This is a genomic window from Pseudoalteromonas sp. AS71 (assembly GCF_038900275.1).
Classification (GTDB): domain Bacteria; phylum Pseudomonadota; class Gammaproteobacteria; order Enterobacterales; family Alteromonadaceae; genus Pseudoalteromonas.
Genome location: NZ_JBBMQZ010000018.1, coordinates 14,976 through 36,850 on the forward strand (window position 1 = coordinate 14,976; position 21,875 = coordinate 36,850).

Annotated in this window: 21 protein-coding genes; 16 read left to right on the forward strand and 5 right to left on the reverse strand. The window is 40.8% G+C overall.

Annotated elements, in window-relative coordinates:
* Position 1 precedes the first annotated feature (1 nt).
* On the reverse strand, positions 2-1,066 hold the full coding sequence (gene pspF / locus WNY98_RS14055) for a phage shock protein operon transcriptional activator (RefSeq protein WP_076924466.1): 1,065 nt from the start codon (positions 1,064-1,066) through the stop codon (positions 2-4).
* 186 nt (positions 1,067-1,252) lie between these two features.
* Between pspF and pspA the strand changes: the two genes are divergently transcribed.
* From pspA to WNY98_RS14095, 8 genes are all read left to right on the forward strand, one after another.
* Positions 1,253-1,912: a phage shock protein PspA gene (gene pspA, locus WNY98_RS14060; RefSeq protein ID WP_024600109.1), complete on the forward strand. Its 660-nt coding sequence runs from the start codon at positions 1,253-1,255 to the stop codon at positions 1,910-1,912.
* A gap of 67 nt (positions 1,913-1,979) precedes the next feature.
* Positions 1,980-2,213, forward strand: a complete 234-nt coding sequence (pspB, locus tag WNY98_RS14065) for an envelope stress response membrane protein PspB (protein ID WP_076924465.1) — start codon at positions 1,980-1,982, stop codon at positions 2,211-2,213.
* Positions 2,210-2,611: an envelope stress response membrane protein PspC gene (gene pspC / locus WNY98_RS14070; protein ID WP_024596503.1), complete on the forward strand. Its 402-nt coding sequence runs from the start codon at positions 2,210-2,212 to the stop codon at positions 2,609-2,611. Before pspB ends, pspC begins: the two co-directional genes overlap by 4 nt.
* 63 nt (positions 2,612-2,674) lie before the next feature.
* Positions 2,675-4,093, forward strand: a complete 1,419-nt coding sequence (locus tag WNY98_RS14075; protein WP_342878192.1) for a YcjX family protein — start codon at positions 2,675-2,677, stop codon at positions 4,091-4,093.
* The gene (locus WNY98_RS14080; protein WP_342878193.1) at positions 4,090-5,115 is read left to right on the forward strand and encodes a TIGR01620 family protein; all 1,026 of its coding nucleotides are present in this window, start codon (positions 4,090-4,092) and stop codon (positions 5,113-5,115) included. The genes WNY98_RS14075 and WNY98_RS14080 overlap by 4 nt, the downstream gene beginning before the upstream one ends.
* A gap of 146 nt (positions 5,116-5,261) precedes the next feature.
* The gene (gene megL, locus WNY98_RS14085; protein ID WP_342878194.1) at positions 5,262-6,449 is read left to right on the forward strand and encodes a methionine gamma-lyase; all 1,188 of its coding nucleotides are present in this window, start codon (positions 5,262-5,264) and stop codon (positions 6,447-6,449) included.
* Between the two features lie 231 nt (positions 6,450-6,680).
* Positions 6,681-7,478 carry a phenylalanine 4-monooxygenase gene (gene phhA / locus WNY98_RS14090; RefSeq protein WP_342878195.1) on the forward strand — a complete coding sequence of 266 codons (798 nt, stop codon included), beginning with the start codon at positions 6,681-6,683 and terminating at the stop codon, positions 7,476-7,478.
* A 37-nt stretch (positions 7,479-7,515) separates the two neighbouring features.
* On the forward strand, positions 7,516-7,860 hold the full coding sequence (locus WNY98_RS14095) for a 4a-hydroxytetrahydrobiopterin dehydratase (RefSeq protein ID WP_342878196.1): 345 nt from the start codon (positions 7,516-7,518) through the stop codon (positions 7,858-7,860).
* Positions 7,861-7,943: 83 nt separating this feature from the next.
* On the opposite strand, the gene WNY98_RS14100 is transcribed toward WNY98_RS14095, so the two are convergent.
* Positions 7,944-9,974, reverse strand: coding sequence for a BCCT family transporter (locus tag WNY98_RS14100; protein ID WP_024606267.1), 2,031 nt, complete (start codon positions 9,972-9,974; stop codon positions 7,944-7,946).
* Between the two features lie 161 nt (positions 9,975-10,135).
* On the opposite strand from WNY98_RS14100, the gene WNY98_RS14105 reads away from it, so the two are divergent.
* Positions 10,136-11,134 (forward strand): DUF2971 domain-containing protein, encoded by a 999-nt coding sequence (locus tag WNY98_RS14105; RefSeq protein WP_342878197.1) that lies wholly within the window; start codon positions 10,136-10,138, stop codon positions 11,132-11,134.
* A 110-nt stretch (positions 11,135-11,244) separates the two neighbouring features.
* Here WNY98_RS14105 and dapD read toward each other — a convergent pair whose 3' ends face one another.
* Genes dapD through map form a run of 3 tightly spaced genes read right to left on the reverse strand, consistent with a single transcriptional unit; the run spans position 11,245 to position 15,516 of the window.
* Positions 11,245-12,072, reverse strand: coding sequence for a 2,3,4,5-tetrahydropyridine-2,6-dicarboxylate N-succinyltransferase (gene dapD / locus WNY98_RS14110; protein ID WP_002958324.1), 828 nt, complete (start codon positions 12,070-12,072; stop codon positions 11,245-11,247).
* A 9-nt stretch (positions 12,073-12,081) separates the two neighbouring features.
* A complete protein-coding gene (gene glnD, locus WNY98_RS14115) occupies positions 12,082-14,700 on the reverse strand; it encodes a [protein-PII] uridylyltransferase (protein WP_076924458.1) in 2,619 nt (872 codons plus the stop codon).
* Between the two features lie 30 nt (positions 14,701-14,730).
* Positions 14,731-15,516, reverse strand: a complete 786-nt coding sequence (gene map, locus WNY98_RS14120) for a type I methionyl aminopeptidase (RefSeq protein WP_024599056.1) — start codon at positions 15,514-15,516, stop codon at positions 14,731-14,733.
* A gap of 271 nt (positions 15,517-15,787) precedes the next feature.
* Between map and rpsB the strand changes: the two genes are divergently transcribed.
* The 7 genes from rpsB (at position 15,788) to ispC (ending at position 21,875) form a co-directional block, all read left to right on the forward strand.
* Positions 15,788-16,516 (forward strand): 30S ribosomal protein S2, encoded by a 729-nt coding sequence (gene rpsB, locus WNY98_RS14125; protein WP_024599057.1) that lies wholly within the window; start codon positions 15,788-15,790, stop codon positions 16,514-16,516.
* Between the two features lie 103 nt (positions 16,517-16,619).
* Positions 16,620-17,471: a translation elongation factor Ts gene (gene tsf, locus WNY98_RS14130; RefSeq protein WP_008168613.1), complete on the forward strand. Its 852-nt coding sequence runs from the start codon at positions 16,620-16,622 to the stop codon at positions 17,469-17,471.
* A 157-nt stretch (positions 17,472-17,628) separates the two neighbouring features.
* A complete protein-coding gene (pyrH, locus tag WNY98_RS14135) occupies positions 17,629-18,378 on the forward strand; it encodes a UMP kinase (RefSeq protein WP_024596498.1) in 750 nt (249 codons plus the stop codon).
* Positions 18,379-18,391: 13 nt separating this feature from the next.
* Positions 18,392-18,949, forward strand: a complete 558-nt coding sequence (gene frr, locus WNY98_RS14140; RefSeq protein WP_024599058.1) for a ribosome recycling factor — start codon at positions 18,392-18,394, stop codon at positions 18,947-18,949.
* Positions 18,950-19,007: 58 nt separating this feature from the next.
* Positions 19,008-19,787 carry an isoprenyl transferase gene (locus WNY98_RS14145; RefSeq protein ID WP_024599059.1) on the forward strand — a complete coding sequence of 260 codons (780 nt, stop codon included), beginning with the start codon at positions 19,008-19,010 and terminating at the stop codon, positions 19,785-19,787.
* Positions 19,788-19,806: 19 nt separating this feature from the next.
* Positions 19,807-20,673: a phosphatidate cytidylyltransferase gene (locus tag WNY98_RS14150; RefSeq protein ID WP_024599060.1), complete on the forward strand. Its 867-nt coding sequence runs from the start codon at positions 19,807-19,809 to the stop codon at positions 20,671-20,673.
* Positions 20,670-21,875, forward strand: coding sequence for a 1-deoxy-D-xylulose-5-phosphate reductoisomerase (gene ispC / locus WNY98_RS14155; protein WP_342878198.1), 1,206 nt, complete (start codon positions 20,670-20,672; stop codon positions 21,873-21,875). The genes WNY98_RS14150 and ispC overlap by 4 nt, the downstream gene beginning before the upstream one ends.

Below are 21,875 nucleotides of genomic sequence, written 5' to 3' on the forward strand. Positions count from 1 at the left end.
ACTATTGTTGATCCAACAAGTTGTATTTTTTAAGATAACCACGTAATTGATGATACGTTAAACCAAGTACTTCTGCAGTTTTCTTTTGATTAAATTGGCTATGTTCGAGTGCTTTATTAATCATGTTTATTTCAAAGTCGTTTGAGCGCTCTTTTAAGCTACATGGAAATTGAATATCAACGGCTATATTACTGCTTGCTTGAGCAATCGGTGGCGCAACAGCAATAGGCTCTGCATTAACAGTTTGAGCAGCTATAGGTGCTTTTATGCGCGCTTTTGGTCTAAATGGGCTATCGAATGGGTCTAAAATAATCTGGTGAACGGGGATATGTTCACTACCGTGGCGATACAAACTGCGTTCAACCACATTTTTAAGTTCACGAATATTACCAGGCCAATCATAACTAAGCAGTGTTTCTGTTGCGCTTCGAGTAAAACCGCTAAACAGTTCCCACTCTAAATCGCGTGCCATATTCATCGCAAACTGCTCAGCAAGAAGCATAATATCGTCTTGACGTTCTCGCAGTGGTGGCAGGGTAATTACATCAAAGGCTAAACGGTCGAGTAAGTCACTTCTAAATTCACCTTGCTCAGCTAAATAAGGGAGGTCTTCGTTTGTCGCACACACTAAGCGTGTATCTACTTTTACAGTTTGTTTGCCGCCAACACGTTCAAACTCACCGTATTCTATAACGCGTAGCAGTTTTTCTTGTACCATAGCTGAGGTATTAGCTAATTCATCTAAAAACAGTGTGCCACTGTTAGCGCGTTCAAAACGACCTTCGTGACGTTTACTTGCCCCCGTAAAAGCACCGCTTTCGTGGCCAAATAACTCACTTTCGAGTAAGTTTTCGTTAAGCGCTGCACAGTTAAGTTTTACGTAGTTTTGATCCCAACGTTTTGATAAAAAGTGTAAGCGTGCTGCTATTAACTCTTTACCTGTGCCGCGTTCACCAATAATAAGTACCGGTTTATCTAGATTAGCCAGTTGCGATACCTGATCGAGTACAGACAGAAAGCTATCTGATTGGCCGAGTAAATTATCCTGTTGGCGATATTGGCTCATATTTCCTAACTCTTGGTCATTTTTACTAACAGTTAGTGTATTTCATAATTAGGGATAACTAAAGAAATTTGTATAATTAGTTTAACGTAATGAAAATAAAGTGTATTTTAACTTTTAAAAAGTTGGCAAGCATATTGATACTAGTTATAGCAGACTAACTACGTTTTAATTACAGAGGTAAATGTTATGGGAATTTTTTCACGTTTTGCAGATATTGTTAATTCTAATATCAACGCCATTTTAGATAAAGCAGAAGACCCAGAAAAAATGGTTCGTCTGATTATTCAAGAAATGGAAGATACGCTTGTTGAAGTACGCTCTACATCAGCTAAAACACTGGCTGAGAAAAAAGAAATTGTACGCCGCTTAGATACACTTAAAGCGCAGGTAAGTGATTGGCAGGATAAAGCCGAACTGGCTTTAAGTAAAGACCGCGACGATTTAGCGCGTTCAGCCTTACTTGAAAAGCAAAAGTCGGCAGATGCCGTTGCTTCAGTCACTAGTGAACTTGAACATGTAGAGTCTCATATCGAGAAACTACAACAAGAAGTAACGACGCTACAAGAAAAACTAGCAGATGCGAAATCTCGTCAAAAGGCAATTATACTTCGCCAGCGTTCGGCTGAGTCGCGCCTTGAAGTGAAAAAGACGCTTGATAGCTCTAAAGTAGAAGACGCACTTAATCGCTTTGAACGTTACGAAACTAAAATTGATGGACTAGAATCTCAAATTGAGTCTTACGATTTAGGTAAAAAGACGTTAGCGGACGAAATTGCTAATCTACAAAAAAATGAAAAGATAGATGATGAGCTAGCCGAACTTAAAAAGAAGCTAGCTGATAAATAACTTATAAAGGGGTACTTAAAGTGCCCCACTGCTTAAAAACATCAAAACGGATTGTCAGGAGAGGATTATGTTTGATTCAGAGGTAATAATTGTTCCATTTGTTATGTTTATGATTTTTGTTGCCCCGCTGTGGTTAATTTTACACTACCGTAGCAAAAAACAAGTAAGCCAAGGTTTAAGTGAACACGAACATCGCCAGTTACTTGAGCTTGCACATAAAGCCGAAAAAATGGCAGACAGAGTTGAAACACTTGAAGCATTGCTTGATCAAGAGTCACCACAATGGAGACGCAAAGTATGAGTGCCAAACGCGAATTATTAAGAGACCCACAACGCGGTAAAATAGCTGGAGTATGTGCGGGATTAAGTGACTACTTTAATATGGAGTTATGGTTAGTTCGCATTATATTTGTTAGTGCGGTACTGCTAACGGGTGGCCCATTATTTGTGGTAGCGTATATTGCAGCCTGGTTTATTTTAGATAAAAAAGAGCCCGCAACAGCGCAAACAAAAAGCTCAACTAAAACTGACGATCCGCTAGAAGTAAAATTTAAAGTATGGCAAAAGGGCGAGCCACCGCGCCGCGCATTGCAAGATTTAAAAGAGCGTTTAACGCGTGTAGATACTCGCCTTCAAGATATGGAGCGCCATGTAACTTCAAGCGAGTTTACGGTGAGCCGTGAAATTAACAAACTTTAAAGGATTTAATAGCACCTTATTTGCAACGTGATAAATTACGGCAAATTAGGTGCAAGACACTTTATGAGCCAATCATTTGCAAAAAAGACCTTTAAAAGCATTAAAGGCAAAGCACAAAAAGCCCTTCATCGCAGTTTAGACCAACACGTAAAACTAGCCGTAACTGGCCTAAGTGGTAGTGGTAAAACAGCCTTTATTACCGCGCTTGTTAAGCACTTAACAACCCAAGCGGACGATAGAAACTTACCTTTTTTTGATGTAATGCGCGAGCACCGCCATGTTGCCACTAAAGTTGTACCGCAAGAGGCGTTAAAAGTCCCTACATTTAATTATACGCGCGCGCTAAATTCATTATTACCTAGCGATGGGATGCCCACATGGCCTGCATCAACCGAGCGTATTAATACACTACGCTTGGCAATCAAGTATCAAAGTAATGCGGGGCTGCGTGGCCACTTTTCGCCGCAATCAACACTTTATTTAGATATTATTGACTACCCAGGTGAATGGCTCCTTGATTTACCTATGCTTGAGCAAAGCTATTCTCAATGGTGCGAGCAGCAATATCCGTTATTAACTCAGCCTTCGCGTGTAAATACATCAAGTGATTTTCTAGCAGCCGTTGAGCAACTTGATTTAAATGCACCTGTAGATGAAAACGCACTGGCTCATATTGCTCAGCTTTATCAAAGCATGTTAGTAGGGCTTAAAAAAGACACCAAACTTGCCATGCTACAACCAGGGCGTATGCTTATGCCTGGCGACTTACAAGGCGCGCCATTGTTATTGTTTTTTCCAGTGTCGGGTGAAATAAATAGTGACGATGTCGTTGCGGGTTCTAATTTAGCGCATTTAATTAAGCGCTTTAACGCCTATATAAAAGAAGTTGTAAAACCATTTTATAATGAGCATTTTAGGCACTTTGATCGCCAAATCGTACTTGTAGATGTACTTAGTGCGCTAAACGAAGGGCACGAAACACTCCAAGAGCAAAGCAGTGTAATAAACCAATTACTCGCACACTTTAACTATGGTGAATCGGGCTTTTTTAAACGTTTATTTAAGCCCAACATAGACAAAATATTATTTGCAGCTAATAAGTCAGATCATATAAGTGCTAAGCACCATAAAGATTTAGCACTGCTACTTGATTCGCTCGTGCATGAGCAAAGCAATCATTTAAAGTTTGATGGTGTAAAAATAGAAACCATGGCTATGTCGTCAATTACAGCAACGCAGCCGCGCCAAATTGCCGACAAAGGCCAAACGCTTGACTGCATTTACGGTAAACCATTACACGAGCCTGATTGGCTTACGTATTTACCGCCGCAACCTCCCTCGCGGATGCTTAATAAAAGTGAGTGGCCAGCACAGGGATTTGAGTTTTTATCGTTTTCTCCAATACCGAGCCCCGATAAACAACTAAAACATATTCGATTAGATCATGTCATGCAGTACCTGCTAGGAGACAAATTAACATGAGTGAGTCAAACCAAACATTTCAAGCAGGGCGTCGCATAGATACGCAAAGCATTGAGCAAAACGAACCCGTTTTAGCACCTGCAAAAATTATTCAGCACGGGCAAAGTGATTACGAAGAGCTTGAAGACGAAGCACTTGAGCCCGAAATAGATCTGGAACCGGTGTACAAAAAGTCAAAGTGGCAAACACTTAAAGGTGTTTTTGCTATTAGTTTTATAGTACTGGTGCTTTTAGAGTTTGCATACTCGTTAGTATTTGCTTTCGAGCAGTCAATTATTTTAGGCAGTGTTTATTTAACTGCGGTTGTAAGTGGCGTGCTGCTAATAGGGCGTTTGTTGTGGCGAGAGTACCGAATGCTGCGCAGCTTAAAGCGTAACCAGTTGCACCGAGTTGAAGCCGACAGGCTTTTAAATAGTGAGCAAGTAGGTGGTGCATTACCTTGGCTCGAAAAGCTCAATAAACACCAGCAACTTGATAATTTTGAAACCTTCAAAAACCAAGTAGCAACGCATCACAGCGACAAAGAAATAATGACGCTGTATGCCAATAGTCTATTAATAACTCAAGATACCAAAGCCAAAAAGCTTATAAATCGTTTTGCGACTGAATCCGCACTGCTAGTTGCCCTAAGCCCACTTGCGCTGGTGGATATGATGGCCGTGCTTTGGCGCGGTACTAAGTTAATAGAACAAATTGGTAAAATTTATGGCATTGGTTTTGGCTACGCGAGCCGTATAAAGTTATACCGCATGCTAATAAGGCAAGTAATGTTTGTAGGCAGTGCTGAGCTTGTCTCTGACCTTGCTGCAACTGCATTAAGTGCTGAGCTTTTAGGTAAGCTTTCTGGACGGGCGGCGCAGGGAGTCAGCGCCGGTATTTTTACAGCGCGTATTGGTTACAAAGCAATGGAGCTTAGTCGCCCATTACCACGGCTTGAAAACAAACGCAGTTTACTAAAAGGTACTGTGCAAAGCATCGCAGGTAAAATTATGAGCCGTAAAAAGGCGGAGTCAACACAATAAAAAAGTGGCAATATTTGTGTACAAATGTGCGCTGCACGGTTTTTACACAAATAGCCATCTGAGCATCCGGCATGCTTGCTGTTTGTAAGCGTATACGTTTTGATTGTTGACTCGCTAAAACATAATAATCAAAAAATGAGCCTACAATGAGCAAGCATCATATAAACACCCAGTGTATTCACGGACCACAAAAAGCAAACGACCCGCACGGCGCACTCACTTCTCCTTTGTATCAAACCTCTACCTTTCATTTTGAAAATGCCGCACAAGGTGCTGCGCGTTTTGCAGGCGACGAACCTGGCTATATTTATACGCGCTTAGGAAACCCTACAACCACAGAGCTTGAACAAAAAGTTGCTCAACTAGAGAGCTGTGAAGCAGCTGCTGCAACCGCAACAGGTATGGGGGCTGTATCTGCCTCAGTACTGAGCTTTTTATCGCAGGGAGATCACCTTGTTGCCTCAAGTGCTTTGTATGGTTGTACCTTTGCGTTTTTCTCGCATATGTTGCCGCGCTGGGGAATCGAAGTCACTTTTGTTGATATGACCAACGAGGACGAACTACGCGCTGCTATCAAACCTAATTCAAAAATGATATTTGTAGAAACGCCAATCAACCCCACTATGGCGGTTATTGATTTGGCACTTATTGGCACAGTTGCTAAAGAGCACAATTTAATTAGTGTGGTCGATAACACCTTTTTAACGCCGCTACTGCAATCGCCTAAAAAATACGGTATCGACATTATAATGCACAGTGCGACCAAGTACTTAAATGGTCACGGAGACGTGGTCGCTGGTATTGTATGTGGATCGCTTGAGCACATAACACACATTAAAATGACCGTATTAAAAGACATTGGTGCAACCATAAGCCCGCACGATGCATGGCTAATTAATCGAGGCCTAAAAACACTCGCCATTAGAATAGAACGCCATTGTCAGAGTGCACAAACAATAGCGCAATATCTAGAAGCGCACCCACAAGTAAGTACCGTATATTACCCAGGGCTTAAATCGCACCCAGGTCATAAGTTTATTGGTAATCAAATGAAAGCCGCTGGTGGTGTTATTGCATTTGAAATAAAAGGCACGCTACAAGATGGCGCACAATTTATTGATAGTATGAAACTTTGTACACTTGCAGTAAGCCTCGGCGACGCTGAAACACTGATTCAGCATCCTGCATCTATGACTCACTCGCCTTATACGCCAGAGGAGCGAGCCGCTGCTGGAATAAGTGATGGGCTGATCAGACTCTCGGTTGGGCTTGAAGATGTTAACGACATTATTAGTGATTTAGACCAAGCTTTTACTGAAATTGGTTGGGTGTAATTAATTATGTACACATAAAAATAAGCCGCAGGCCTTTATTTAAAGGTCTGTACTTTTAATGTGCCACAGGTGTAATTTTAGCTTTACAATTCAAGTGATCGCGACAAATACTGATGTTAGCCTATCTATTAAACTTTTCTTCACTTTTGCATAGTATGGGGTCATTCGATATTCAATAGGTTTGAGTATCACACTGACACCGATTTAGGGCTCACACCCAAGAAGGTACTTATGGCTAAAGCAAGTAAATACACATCCAAAACACCAGACGAAAATGGTGTTATACACTGGAGTGATGAAGAAAATAAAATTTGGTCTGAGCTTGTAGCACGTCAACTTAAATGCATTAAAGGCAAAGCCTGCAACGAGTACATGGAAGGTTTAAAAGTAATTAACCTGCCACACGATCGCATTCCGCAATTAAGCGAACTAAACGAAGTGTTACTAGCCACTACCGGTTGGCAAGTCGCGCCAGTACCTGCGCTTATCGACTTTGATGAGTTTTTTAGATTACTGGCAAACAAGCAGTTTCCGGTAGCTACATTTATTCGTAGCCGCGAAGAATTTGACTACCTACAAGAGCCAGATATTTTTCATGAAATATTTGGCCATTGCGCCATGCTAACTAACCCTGACTTTGCCGAGTTTACGCACAAGTACGGGCAATTAGGTTACGCAGCGCAGAAAAAGGACCGTGTATACCTTGCGCGTATATACTGGTTTACAGTTGAATTTGGTTTAATGCAAACCGAAGACGGCCTGCGTATTTACGGCGGCGGTATTTTATCAAGCCCAGGTGAAACTCAGTACGTATACTCAAACACGCCAGAAATCAGCCCAATGAATGTGCTTGATGTACTGCGTACGCCGTACCGTATTGATATTATGCAGCCACAGTACTACACCATAAATTCGATTCATGATCTGTTTGATATATCGCAAATGGATATTATGACTTTGGTTGAGCGAGCTAAAGAGCTTGGTTTGCACGACCCAAAATTTCCACCAAAAGAAAAATTAGCCAGTTAAACATTAATGCTAAAAAAGCTAAAAGTAAGGATTTAGAATGTCTTCATTAAGTGCACAAAAATGCGAAGCCTGTCATGTAGATGCGCCAAAAGTATCTGACGAAGAGTTAGCGCAATTAACTACTAAAATTCCAGACTGGGTACCAGAAGTACGCGACGGTATTATGCAGCTTGAGCGTGTTTATAAATTTAAAAACTTTAAACAGGCTATCGCGTTTACTAACAAAGTAGGCGACATGGCAGAAGACGAAGGCCATCACCCAGGTTTATTAACCGAGTGGGGCAAAGTAACGGTTACATGGTGGAGCCATTCAATTAAAGGCCTACACAAAAACGATTTTATTTGCGCAGCTAAAACAGACGACGTATTTAACGCGCTGTAGTTAAAAATTAATTGAGCGAACTAAAAAGGCACTTTTCAGTGTCTTTTTTATTGCAATAATTGTGTATTAAATACGATGCTTATTTAAGGTTTATCGCTATTTAACATGTCATCGTGTTCGGCCATATCCCAAGGTAGTTCACCTGGGCTGTTACCTAAAAAGTGTAAGTAATTCTCAAATTGATCAAGAATATCCTTCACAATATCATCTTCACTGTAACCATACACATCGTAAGATTGCCCACCACGGCGTAAGAAAACATCAGCCTTGTAATACATTTCGATGTTATCAATCTCAGGTTTCAGCTCAGAATAGGCAAAGCTTGGCATAGGGTGTTCGGTTAGACGAATGTCATACACAAAATCAACATGCTCATGGCGTAGCACAGTTAAATGAGCACGGCCTAAGTCGGTATCAAAATCAACCTCTGCATGCCATTGTCGCGCTTTTAATTCAGCCTGAACGGCTTGCATTGCTTGTACTACTACACTACTAATGAAGGTGTGTACTTTTTCTTTATTGGGGTAATTAACCATGGCGGCTAAACGGCGCTTCCAATGAGATAAGTTAATATTACGGCCATTAAGCGCATGTGCTTGTAAACTAGTATCGCGATGGCCTTCAATGGTGAGTGCTCGCCAAAGCCCAGCGGTTGCAATAAGCATAATAATCGCAAAGGGTAAGGCACTGGCTATAGTCATAGTTTGTAGCGCACTTAACCCACCTGCCACTAATAAAACAGCAGCCACCGCGCCCTCTAGCACAGCCCAAAACACGCGTTGCCATGCGGGTGTATTAATATTACCTCCAGAGGCGAGAGAATCAATAACTAATGATCCTGAGTCAGACGAAGTAACAAAAAAGGTAATGATTAGAATAACGGTAAGTAGCGAAATAATAAATGATAACGGTAACACCTCAAATAACTGAAACAATGCAACAGCTTGGTTTGCTTGAACATCAGTAATTAAAGTATTGAACCCTTCATTCATTATTAGATTTAACGCGGTATCACCAAACACAGAAAACCATAAAAAGGTAAAAATAGTCGGGACTAGCATCACGCCAACAACAAATTGCCTGATGGTTCTGCCGCGGCTAATTTTAGCGATAAACATGCCAACAAAGGGTGCCCAAGCAATAGTCCAGCCAAATATAAATAGGGTCCAGTTACCAATCCAATCACTACGGCTGTACGCCTGTAAATTAAAAGTACGCTCAACAATACCGCTAAGGTAGCTGCCGGTATTTTGTAAAAACGATTCAAGAATATGAATAGTAGGGCCAATAAAAAATACAAAGGCCATTAACGACACTGCAAGAGTCATGTTTACAATAGATAAGCGCTTTACACCTTTATCCATCCCAGCCACTACTGAGAGAGTAGCTGCTGCGGTAATAATGGCAATAGCAGTAATTTGTACTGTGGTATTAATAGGGATACTTGGCCACAAATAATGCAGCCCAGCATTAATTTGGGTAACGGAAAGTCCTAACGTTGTGGCAATGCCAAATAACGTGCCTAATATGGCAAACACATCAACAGTGTGACCAATAGGACCATATATTTTATCACCAATAAGTGGATACAACGCTGAGCGAATCGACAGTGGGAGGCCATGACGAAATGCAAAATACGCAAGGACTAAACCGACAATCCCATAGATTGCCCATATGTGAAAACCCCAATGAAAAAATGCAATTTGCATAGCTTGCTTGGCAGCGTCGACGGTTTCTGCTGCGCCTGCGGGCGGAGATGCATAATGGAGCACGGGCTCTGCTACACCAAAATAAAGTAATGCGACTCCGTAACCGGCCGAAAATAGCATAGCAAACCATTCAGCGAAACTGTATTGCGGCTGCGCATGATCAGGGCCCAGCTTGATATTTCCCCAGCTGGAGGCTGCTACACAAACAATGAAAACTAAGAAAATAGCGACTGATAACATATAAAACCAACCAAAGGTTTCTGTTATCCACTTGAGGGTAACGCTGAATACTTGCCCTGCGAGTTCAGGGTTGCTAATTGTACCAATTACCAAGAGCAGAATAATAACCACTGCAGGTAAAAATACCGGTAGCAAAATAGTTGAGCGTAAAGCAGTTTTTGTCATATTAATCCTTAATATTAATTGCTAACTTTCAATTATGCTTTACTACCTTATTATATCTTGGGTGTGTTGGCTAATTCAGTCTCTTGTTTAAGATTATCAAATTTTATTGTTGCCACTTATCAAGGTTAAACTAAAGATTAACATTACTTGGGATTTTAAATATGGAATATGTTTATCATTACACTTCTGCAGATGGTTTAAAGGGAATTTTAGAGAGCAAAAGTTTATGGGCTACTAACGCAGAGTATCTAAATGATTTTAGAGAAATAAAGCAAGGTATTGATAGAATAAAATCACTCAGAGGGAGTTTGTCTGAGTTTTCACAAATCAAACTCGAAGAAATTTATGCCAAACACAAAAATATACCTTTAGATGTTACCCAAAAAGAAATGCGAAGTAAGGACGTGCATCTCGCAAATCATTTTTTAAATTTTCTATGGAATATAATTGATAATAATACCATTGATGAAATTTATACCACTTCATTTACAACTAAGCGTGATAGCCTAAACCACTGGCTAACTTACGGGTCAGAGCAAACTTCATATTGCATAAAGTTTAATAAAGAAAAGCTATTTGATGATGAGTACTTTAGGCAAAGAAAACTTTTGAGTGGCTATGATGATGTTGATTACCAATCAACTGAGGAAATGCTTCATTCTTTAATTGAAGAACACTATCTGCCTGAGGTTTTAAGTTATGTGTTAGATCCAAATTTAAATGGAAATGACCTAAATGAAAAATGTGCTATTGCTGCAATTGAAATTTTTAATGAAGCGATTTTTAAGATTGCTAGCATAAAAGATCAAGCGTTCGAATATGAAGAAGAGTATCGTTTTACTCTTTTTTACCCTGGTTTAGTCTCATTAAATGAAAATACTGAAAAGGGTTATTTTGATTTTATAGACTCCTCTAATATTGATTTTATAGAGCTTGAAAATGGAGTGAAAGAGTTTTTTCCTTTATGCTACAGAACCCTAAAGTCTGGCATTATAGCCCCATATAGAGCGATACCTTTTCCTAAAAATTCAATTGATGAAATTATAATAGGACCATCAGAAAATAATGAGTTAGCTGTTAAAGGCTTAAAGTCTTTTTTGAGTTCATTGAATTTTAATGTAGAGGTGTCCAGGACTCAAACTTCATTTAGAAGAATTTAAAAAGCTCTAAACCCAAAGGGCTTAGAGCTTTCTATATACAATTAAAGTTTAGCTAAAACACTTAACTTCAACGTATCGTTGGGTTTCGTTTCACTCAACCCAATCGACTATTACTCATCAATTGAGCGTAGTAGGGCGTTTATACCTACTTTTTCACGTGTTTGCTTATCTACTTTTTTCACGATGATTGCAGCATAAAGGCTGTGAGTGCCATCTTTTGACGGTAGTGCACCTGGTACAACTACTGCGCCTGCTGGTACGCGGCCGTAGTGAATTTCACCAGTTTCGCGGTCATAAATACGGGTGCTTTGGCTGATGTAAACGCCCATTGAAATTACCGCGCCTTCTTCAACAATTACGCCTTCAACAATTTCCGAACGTGCGCCAATAAAGCAGTTGTCTTCAATGATGGTTGGGTTAGCTTGTAGAGGCTCTAAAACACCGCCTATGCCTACGCCACCTGATAAATGTACGTTCTTACCAATTTGTGCACACGAGCCTACAGTCGCCCATGTATCAACCATGGTGCCGTCGTCAACGTATGCGCCAATATTTACATACGATGGCATAAGTACAACGTTTTTACCTACAAAGCTGCCTTTACGTGCTACCGCATTTGGTACTACGCGCATACCGCCTTGTTGAAATTGCTCTGGCGTGTAGTCGCTAAATTTAAGCGGTACTTTGTCGTAAAACTGGTTTACGCCGTCGTTCATTGGTTGGTTGTCGCGAATACGAAACGACAGTAACACTGCTTTTTTAAGCCACTGGTGTACAACCCATTCACCTGATATTTTTTCAGCAACGCGTGCTGCGCCGCTATCAAGTAAATCAAGTGCGTCGATAATAGCTTGTTTTACGTCGCTTGATACTGTGCTTGGGCTAATGCTATCGCGGTTATCCCATGCGTTTTCGATCATCGTTTTTAAATCTGACATGTGTGTCCTCTATTCTGTTTCGGCGTTGAATTTTTTACGTAATGCCTGATGAATTTTTGCTTGCTCTTCATCAGTCAGCGCTTGGTATTCGTTATTTGATACAACAAAGAAATCCTCGGCACGTTCACCTACCGTTGTAATACGGGCAGCGTGAATGTGTAGTAAATGCGCTTGGAAAACTTCGGCTATTTTGGTTAGTAAACCTTGTATATCGACGGCTTGAATTTCTATTAAGCTGCGGTCTTTGCGTGCATGTGGGCGCAACACAATTTTAGGTTTAATATTGAAATCTTTAAAACGTTGAGAGCGGCTCTTTTTAAAGCGAATCTTTTTACGCGGATCGCTCAGTGCTTGCTCAAGCCCGCGTTTAATTGATTGCGCTCGACCACTTGCAATAGGGTCACCACTTACTTCAAGTATTACAAAGCTAAACAAGACGTAACCGTCTTTAGTGGTTAGTACTTGCGCATGTTGTATTTGTGCTTTTTTAGAGCCAATTACACTTACTAATCGGGCAAACAGTGGGCCAGAGTAGGGGCTGTATACAAATACTTGTGTGCCACCATGCATAGCTTTGTTAGAGACAATAACACTTGGTTGGCTTAAATCTGTGCTACTTAATAAATGCTCACTTTGCCATGATATTTGCTGTTCACTAAAGGCGGTAAAGTAGTTAGCTTTAAAGCGGCTCCAAATTAAATCAATTTTTTCTTCGGCATAACCCAGATTTATTAAGCGTTGTTTAGCTTGGTGCTTTTTATCGCGAATTTGGTCGCGTTGATCCATTGGGTTTTCGAGCCCTAGGCGCAAAGCGCGCTGCGTGTGTAAGTATAGCTCACGCAGTAGGGTGTTTTTCCAATCGTTCCATAAGTTGTCGTTGGTCGCACGTATGTCGGCAACGGTTAAACAATATAAGTAGTCGAGTTGGCGCTCTGTTTTAACGCGTGTAGCGAAGTCTTTTATTACAGCAGGATCATTAATATCTTTACGCTGTGCGGTAACCGACATAAGTAAATGGTTACTTACAAGCCATGCAACGAGTTTTGCATCCACCGATGAAAAACCATGTAATTTAGCAAATGCTATTGCGTCAACAGCGCCAAGTTCTGAGTGGTCACCACCTCGGCCTTTAGCAATGTCGTGAAATATACCGGCTAAATAAAGTAGCTCTGGTTTGTCCATTCGAGTGACTATTTCACTACAAATAGGAAACTCACTAATGCCTGTTTTATCAAAATATTCGTAAATATTTTTGATTAATTTGTGGGTGTGCTCATCTACGGTGTAAGCGTGAAACAAATCAAACTGCATTTGCCCAAATATATTACGCCACTGCGGTAAGTAGGCGGCAAGCATGCCGTGCTTGTGCATTAACGTAAATGCGCGGCCCATGCCGTTAGGGTGTTTAACAAGGCGTAAAAAGGCTTCACGACAGGCTGCATAATCTTGTAAGTCACCCAATAAACGACGGCGCACTTGGCGAATTGTACGAATAGTACTTGGGTAAATATGCGTTATTGCTGGGTTATCGGCTATGTGCTCAAACAATACAAAGAGTTGGTCGCGTCTAAAAAATACCGACGGATCTTTTACGCGTATTTGATGACCTACTTGCTCAAAGTTTCTGTCGAGTTCTATTGCTACCACAGCACTACTTTCGGGCATTATACTTTGTTCAAAGTATGAAAGTAGCATTTGGTTAAGTTCGCGCACGCGGCTCATTATTCTAAACAAGCGTTTCATCATACGCTCAACAGAAGCTTTGCCGTCGCTACCAAAACCTAAAATTTCGGCGGCTAGCGGTTGATGATCAAACAATAAGCGGTTTTCCGCTCGACCTGCAGCTAAATGCAGTGCAAAGCGAATGTTCCATAGGTTTTCTAGGCACTCAGAAAGCTCTTGAAACTCTTCATGAGTTAAGTATCCATGGCTTATTAACTCTTGCAGGGTTTCGGTTCTAAAGTGCTTTTTTGCCACCCAAATAATGGTTTGTAAGTCGCGCAGACCACCTGGGTTTTCTTTAATGTTTGGCTCAAGATTATACGCGGTGCCGTGGCACTTTCTGTGGCGTAAATTTTGTTCTTGAACTTTGGCAGTAAAAAATTCACCAGAGCGCCATACTGGCGTTTCAAGAATGTGCATTTTGAGTTTTTCAAACTCAATGTGGTTACCAAAAATAAGGCGACTTTCGAGCAAGCTGGTGGCAAAGGTAACGTCTTCACGTTTTTGCTCAATGGCTTGTTCTATCGTACGCACGCTGTGACCAATCTCTAAGTTGAGATCCCATAGCATGGTAACAAACTGGCCTATTTTTTCGCATATTTCTTCGCTTGGCGGTTTAGTTACAAGCAATAAAAAGTCGATGTCGGAGTAGGGGTGTAGCTCGCCACGTCCGTACCCGCCCACAGCTATTAATGCTAAATCAGGTTCGCGTGCTAAGTCGTAAACATGAAAAAGCTTAATGAGTAGGCGGTCAATAAACTCAGCCCGGGCATTAATTAAATTCCCAACCGGTTGTTTAGAAAATTCGTTATGTAACCATTTATAAAAATAGCTAGAACAATCGCGATAATCACTAAGTTGCTCAGCATCGCTAAGCAACTTTTTTACTTTGTTGGGTAATGCCACGTGGGCTGGCTCCTAATTTCTTATTTATTATTAGTGTTCTATGATCCTGTCGATTGTATCATCTGATCGTAGCGTTAAAATTTCAACACCATTTTCAGTCACTAATAATGTGTGTTCCCACTGTGCAGACAAACTACGGTCGCGTGTAACTACTGTCCACTCATCTTTAAGAAGCTTACATTGGCGTTTACCCGCATTAACCATAGGTTCAATAGTTAAACACATACCTGCTTTTAAGGCTTCGCCGGTACCGGCTTTACCGTAATGCATTATTTGTGGTTCTTCATGAAATCCTGCGCCAATACCGTGGCCGCAATACTCACGTACAATTGAGTAATTAAAGCTCTCTGCATATTTTTGAATTGCTTCACCAATATCACCTAAACGCACACCTGGTTTTACCATTTTAATAGCAAGGTATAGGCTTTCTTGTGTTACTTCTGCAAGACGTTTAGCTTGAATATTTGGTGTACCAACGTGGAACATTTTAGATGTATCGCCGTGGTAACCATCTTTAATGACCGTTACGTCAATATTAACGCTGTCACCTTCTTTTAATGCTTTGTCATTTGGAATTCCGTGACAAATAACATGATTAACTGACGTACAAACTGATTTTGGAAAGCCATGATAATTTAACGGAGCAGGGATTGCTTGTTGCACATTAACAATATAATCATGACAAAGTGTATTTAGCTCATCGGTGGTAACACCTGGCACTACATGAGGGCCGATCATTTCAAGTACATCGGCCGCTAAGCGCCCAGCTACGCGCATTTTCTCTATTTCTTCAGGGGTCTTGATAATAGCGCTCATTGAGGCTCCAAAGTTGAGTTTTTAACATTTATCGCCGAACAAATTTTGCACGCGACGTTGAGTATTTAATTTTAATATGGTATAAAGCGCGCCGTCTTTTTACAAATAAATTCTTAAATGATTTTTTGTATTTAAGGCAAACACAATTTTATTTTAACACACACACGTATCGTCACATACACTTGGGTGCATTTGAAGTTTAATTACTTCGGTGTTGGTGCTATGGGATATGTGGAGGCCTAACCCTAAACAACTATAGAGGATCTATAAAATGGCAAACGTTTCAATGCGCGATATGCTTCAAGCTGGTGTTCACTTTGGTCACCAAGCACGTTACTGGAACCCTAAGATGAAGCCTTTCATCTTCGGCACACGTAACCGTGTACATATCATCAACCTTGAGCAAACTGTACCAATGTTCAACGATGCACTTAAGTTTTTATCAAGTGCTGCAGCAAACAAAGGTAAAGTTCTTTTCGTTGGTACTAAGCGCGCAGCAAGCGACGCAGTTAAATCAGCTGCTTTAGAAAGCGACCAGTTCTTCGTAAATCACCGTTGGTTAGGTGGTATGTTGACTAACTGGAAAACTGTACGTCAATCAATCAAGCGTCTTAAAGACCTTGAAGCACAAAGCCAAGACGGAACTTTCGAGAAGTTAACTAAGAAAGAAACGTTAATGCTTAACCGCGAAATGGAAAAGCTTGAAAAGAGCCTTGGTGGTATCAAAAACATGGGCGGTCTTCCAGACGCGCTTTTCGTTATCGATGCTGACCACGAGCACATTGCTATCCGTGAAGCAAACAACCTAGGTATTCCTGTTGTTGCAATCGTTGATACTAACTCTAACCCAGACGGTGTTGATTACATCGTTCCAGGTAATGATGATGCTATCCGTGCTGTAAGCCTTTACACTAGCGCTGTTGCAGCTGCTATTACTGAAGGTCGCGAGAATAACATCGTTGCTCAAGCTGAGAAAGACGATTTCGTTGAAGCTGAGTAATTAGCTGTCATCAAGTCTTCATCTTTTTAAGGTGAAGACTTGCTATTCTTGTCGAGCGGGTAACCCGCTTATCTAACCTGATTTCAGATTTGAGGATTTACTAATGGCTGTAACTACTGCCCTAGTTAAAGAATTACGCGAGCGCACAGGCGCTGGCATGATGGATTGTAAAAAAGCGTTAACTGAGACTGATGGCGACATCGAGTTAGCGATTGAAAACATGCGTAAAAGTGGCGCTGCTAAAGCTGCTAAAAAAGCAGGTAACATTGCTGCTGAAGGTACTATCATCATCAAGCAAAACGCTGGTGTTGCAGTGCTAGTAGAAGTTAACTGTCAAACAGATTTCGTTGCAAAAGACGTAAGCTTCTTAGCATTTGCTAATAAAGTTGCTGACGCTGCAATTGCTGACACTATCTCTATCGAAGACTTACAAGCTAAGTTTGAAGAAGACCGTGTTGAGCTAGTTACTAAAATTGGCGAAAACATCAATGTACGTCGTTTACAGTACGTAACTGGTGAAAACCTAGTTGAGTACCGTCATGGCGATCGTATCGGTGTTGTTGTTGCAGGTGTTGCTGATGAAGAAACACTTAAGCACGTTGCTATGCACGTTGCTGCATCTAGCCCTGAATACCTAACACCTTCAGATGTACCTGCTGACGTTGTTGAAAAAGAAAAGCAAGTACAAATCGAAATCGCGATGAATGAAGGCAAGCCTGCTGAAATCGCTGAGAAGATGGTTGTTGGCCGTATGAAAAAATTCACTGGTGAGGTTTCTCTTACTGGTCAAGCTTTCATCATGGAGCCTAAAAAATCTGTTGGCGATATTCTTAAAGAGAAAAACGCAACAGTTACTAGCTTCGTACGTGTAGAAGTTGGTGAAGGTATCGAGAAGAAAGAAGAAGATTTTGCTGCTGAAGTTGCTGCTCAAATCGCTGCTGCTAAAGCTAAGTAAGATTACTATTTGTGAAGCAAAAGGAAATTAGATGCAATTAAAGTACTATTTGGTTTTGCTTCGCAGCTAGAAATTCTTTAAAATAACCGCGCTTTTATGTTTAACATAAGCGCGGTTATTTTTTATCCATAATTCAATAAAAGTTGGCCCCAATACTATGACTATCAATCGCAAACCTATTTTTAGACGTGTTCTTCTCAAATTAAGTGGTGAAGCTTTAATGGGAGACGAAGGCTTCGGCATCGACCCTAAAGTTTTAGACCGTATGGCACAAGAAATTAAAGAGCTAGTTGAGCTCGACGTAGAAGTGGGTTTAGTTATTGGTGGAGGCAACTTTTTACGCGGTGGGTCACTTGCAGAAGCAGGTATGAATCGCGTAGTGGGCGATCACATGGGCATGCTTGCAACGGTTATGAACGGCCTTGCAATGCGTGATGCGCTACACCGTGCATTTGTAAATTGTCGTTTGATGTCGGCTATTCCGCTTAATGGTGTATGTGACGCTTATAACTGGGCTGAAGCAATTAGTTTATTGAAAACTGGCCGCGTTGTTATTTTTGCAGCGGGTACAGGTAATCCATTTTTTACTACCGATTCTGCAGCATGTTTACGCGGTATCGAAATTGAAGCAGATACAGTAATTAAAGCGACTAAAGTTGATGGCGTATACAGTGATGACCCTGTTAAGAACCCAGAAGCAACGCTTTACAGCCATTTAAGCTACAATGAAATCATTGAAAAAGAATTAAAAGTTATGGATTTAGCGGCATTTACTTTAGCCCGCGATCACAATATGCCATTGAGCGTATTTAACATGAATAAATCAGGCGCGCTAAAACGCGTAATTATGGGTGAAGAAGAAGGAACACTTATTTCTTCACAAGCCTCAGATGAAATAATCAAATAATTAGGATTACACCGTGATTAACGATATTCAAAAAGACGCGCAAGCGCGCATGCAAAAAAGTGTAACAGCACTAGGTAGCCAATTATCTAAAATTCGTACTGGCCGTGCACATCCTGCAATTTTAGATGGCATTATGGTGTCGTACTACGGAGCACCAACGCCTTTAAACCAAGTTGCTAATGTAACAATTGAAGATTCTCGTACACTGGCTATTGGTGTATTTGATAAGTCTTTAGCGCAAGCTGTTGAAAAAGCAATTATGGCGTCTGATTTAGGTTTAAACCCTATGTCGGCAGGTACTGTTATTCGTGTACCACTTCCTCCACTTACAGAAGAGCGTCGTAAAGACCTAATCAAAATTGTACGTGCTGAAGTTGAAGGCGGTCGTGTTGCTATTCGTAACATTCGTCGTGATGCTAATGGCGATGTAAAGGGTTTATTAAAAGATAAAGACATATCTGAAGATGAAGCGCGTCAATCAGATGATGCGATTCAAAAGCTTACTGATAAGTTTATTAAAGAAATGGATACTTTATTAGCAGCTAAAGAAACAGAATTGATGGAAATCTAAGCAACTAAAATTATTAGTTTTGAAACGCCGTCTAGGGTATACTAGGCGGCGTTTTTTTATGGAATACTCGATATTTATGGTTCTAGATGCTGACACAATTTCACAGCAATGTTTACCCAAACATGTTGCTATCATCATGGATGGGAACGGACGTTGGGCGCAAGCTAGAAATAGACCTCGTGTGTATGGGCATAAAAAAGGCGTAGACGCAGTTCGTCAATCTGTTCAGTTTTGTACTAAATTAGGGATACAATCGTTAACCTTATTTGCTTTTAGTAGTGAAAACTGGCGCCGCCCTGAAGACGAAGTAAACACTTTAATGGAGCTTTTCTTATTTGTTTTAACAAAGGAAGTTAAAAAGCTTCATAAAAACAATGTAAAACTGACCATTATTGGAGACTTATCACGATTTTCTGAAGGATTACGTAGCAAGGTAGACGCTGCGCATAAGCTGACTGAAAATAACACCGGGCTGTGTTTAAATGTTGCAGCCAATTATGGTGGTCGTTGGGATGTTGCCAATGCGGCTAAACAACTTGCTTTGCAAGTTGCGCAGGGCACACTCAACGCAGAAGATATTACAGAAGAGCGCTTAGCACAGCATATGAGCATGGCAGATCAGGCAGAACCTGATTTGCTTATTCGCACTGGTGGCGATGTTCGTATTAGTAATTTTTTACTATGGCAAGTTGCTTATGCAGAACTTTACTTTACCGAGACACTTTGGCCTGATTTTAATGAAGCAGCATTTGCTGAGGCCATTGCGTGTTACGTTGCCAGAGAGCGACGTTTTGGTTGTACGGGCGAACAAATAAAACAATTACTCGCTCAAACCTAAATAGAATAAGGGTCACATTTTGTTAAAACAACGAATTTTAACCTCACTTGTGCTTGCACCATCAGCATTGGCTTTGGTTTTTTATACACCGCTTACGTTATTTAGTTACTTTGCTGGTGCAATTGTATTATTAGGCGCATGGGAATGGTCTGCATTTATGGGCTTATGTAACAAGCTCAAACGTGGCGCCTTTGTTGTGTTGATTGCAGCCTTACTTGGCCTGCTTAATTTACATTGGCCTATTGAATCATTATGGGAAAATGGCAAGCTAGTAGGTGATGCAAATTATTTATTTACGCTTTCGTTTGCTTGGTGGATTGTTGCTAGCTATTTAATTTGGCGCTACCCAGAAATGGCTAAGGCGTGGAATGAAGGCTTAGTTATGCGCGGCATTGCAGGTTTATTAACGCTTGTACCGTTATGGCTTGCACTAAATACATTACGCAGTGCGCAGTACGTTGAATCAACTCATTTTGGTTCAGTACTAATTTTAGTCGTACTTGGTATTGTATGGAGCGCAGATGTGGGTGCTTACTTTACAGGCAAGAGTTTTGGTAAACATAAATTAATGCCTAAAGTAAGCCCTAATAAAACAATTGAAGGGTTAGCAGGCGGTGTAGTTGCTTCTATTATTTTTGTATTAGCATTTTGTCACTTTACCGATGTTGATTTAGTTGTATGGCCTGTGTACGCGATAATGACAGCATTTATTGCGTTGTTTTCTGCGGTAGGTGATTTACTGGAAAGCATGTTTAAACGTGAAGCTGGTTTAAAAGATAGCGGTCGATGTTTACCAGGGCACGGCGGTATTTTAGATAGAATTGACAGCTTAACGGCTGCTGCTCCAATGTTTGTTATGTGCTATGCGTGGACTCTTAGTTTATGAGCCAAAAGCAATTGCTGGTTATTTTAGGCGCAACAGGCTCAATTGGTTTAAGTACACTTGATGTTGTATCGCGCAATAAAGAGTTATTTGATGTTTTTGTTTTGGCTGCAGGACAAAATGCAAAAAAAATGGCGGAGTTGTGTATTGAACATGAGCCGCTTTATGCAATTATGGCTAACCAGCAGGCCGCAGAGCAGTTATCTGCTTATTTCGCTAACACCCAGTGCCAAACTCTTGTTATGCACGGTGAGCAAGCAATGAGTGACTTATGCGCTCATCCTGATGTTGACATTGTAATGTCGGCAATTGTAGGTGCAGCGGGTTTACTGCCGACATTAAGTGCTGTTGAAGCAGGTAAAAAAGTACTGCTTGCTAATAAAGAATCTTTAGTTATGTCAGGTCAGTTGTTTATTGACAAAGTTAAACAACATAAAGCCACTTTGCTGCCAATAGACAGCGAACATAATGCAATTTTTCAATGCCTACCTTCTTCGTTACAAAATGCCAAAGGCGATCAAAAACTACAGCAACATGGCGTAAGTAAAATTTTGCTTACCGGCTCTGGTGGGCCATTTTTAACGCGCGATATAAACACATTGAAAGATGTAACTGTAAGTGAAGCGGTAGCGCACCCTAATTGGTCGATGGGTCAAAAAATATCAGTAGATTCCGCAACTATGATGAATAAAGGCTTAGAGTTTATTGAAGCTAAGTGGTTATTTAATTGTGATGCGAGTGATATTGATGTGGTTATTCATCCGCAAAGTATTATTCATTCAATGGTGCAGTACCACGATGGTTCTATTTTAGCGCAAATGGGTAACCCCGATATGCGCACGCCAATTGCCCATGCACTTGCATATCCTGAGCGAATTAGTGCGGGTGTTAAACCGTTAAACTTCTCTGATATTTGTGATTTTTCGTTTACTAAACCTGATTTTTCTCGTTACCCAAATTTACAATTAGCGATTGATGCGTGTAGTGCAGGGCAGGGCGCAACAACAACGGTTAACGCAGCAAATGAAATAGCTGTGGGCGCGTTCTTAAGCGGTAAAATTGGTTTTACCGATATATACAAAATAAATGCACAGACGCTAGAAGCTGCAACTTACACCAATGTGCAAAGCCTAGATGAAATTTTAGAGTGTGATAAATTAGCGCGTATTAGCGCTTCAGAATTTATAACAAAAGTGGCGCATTAA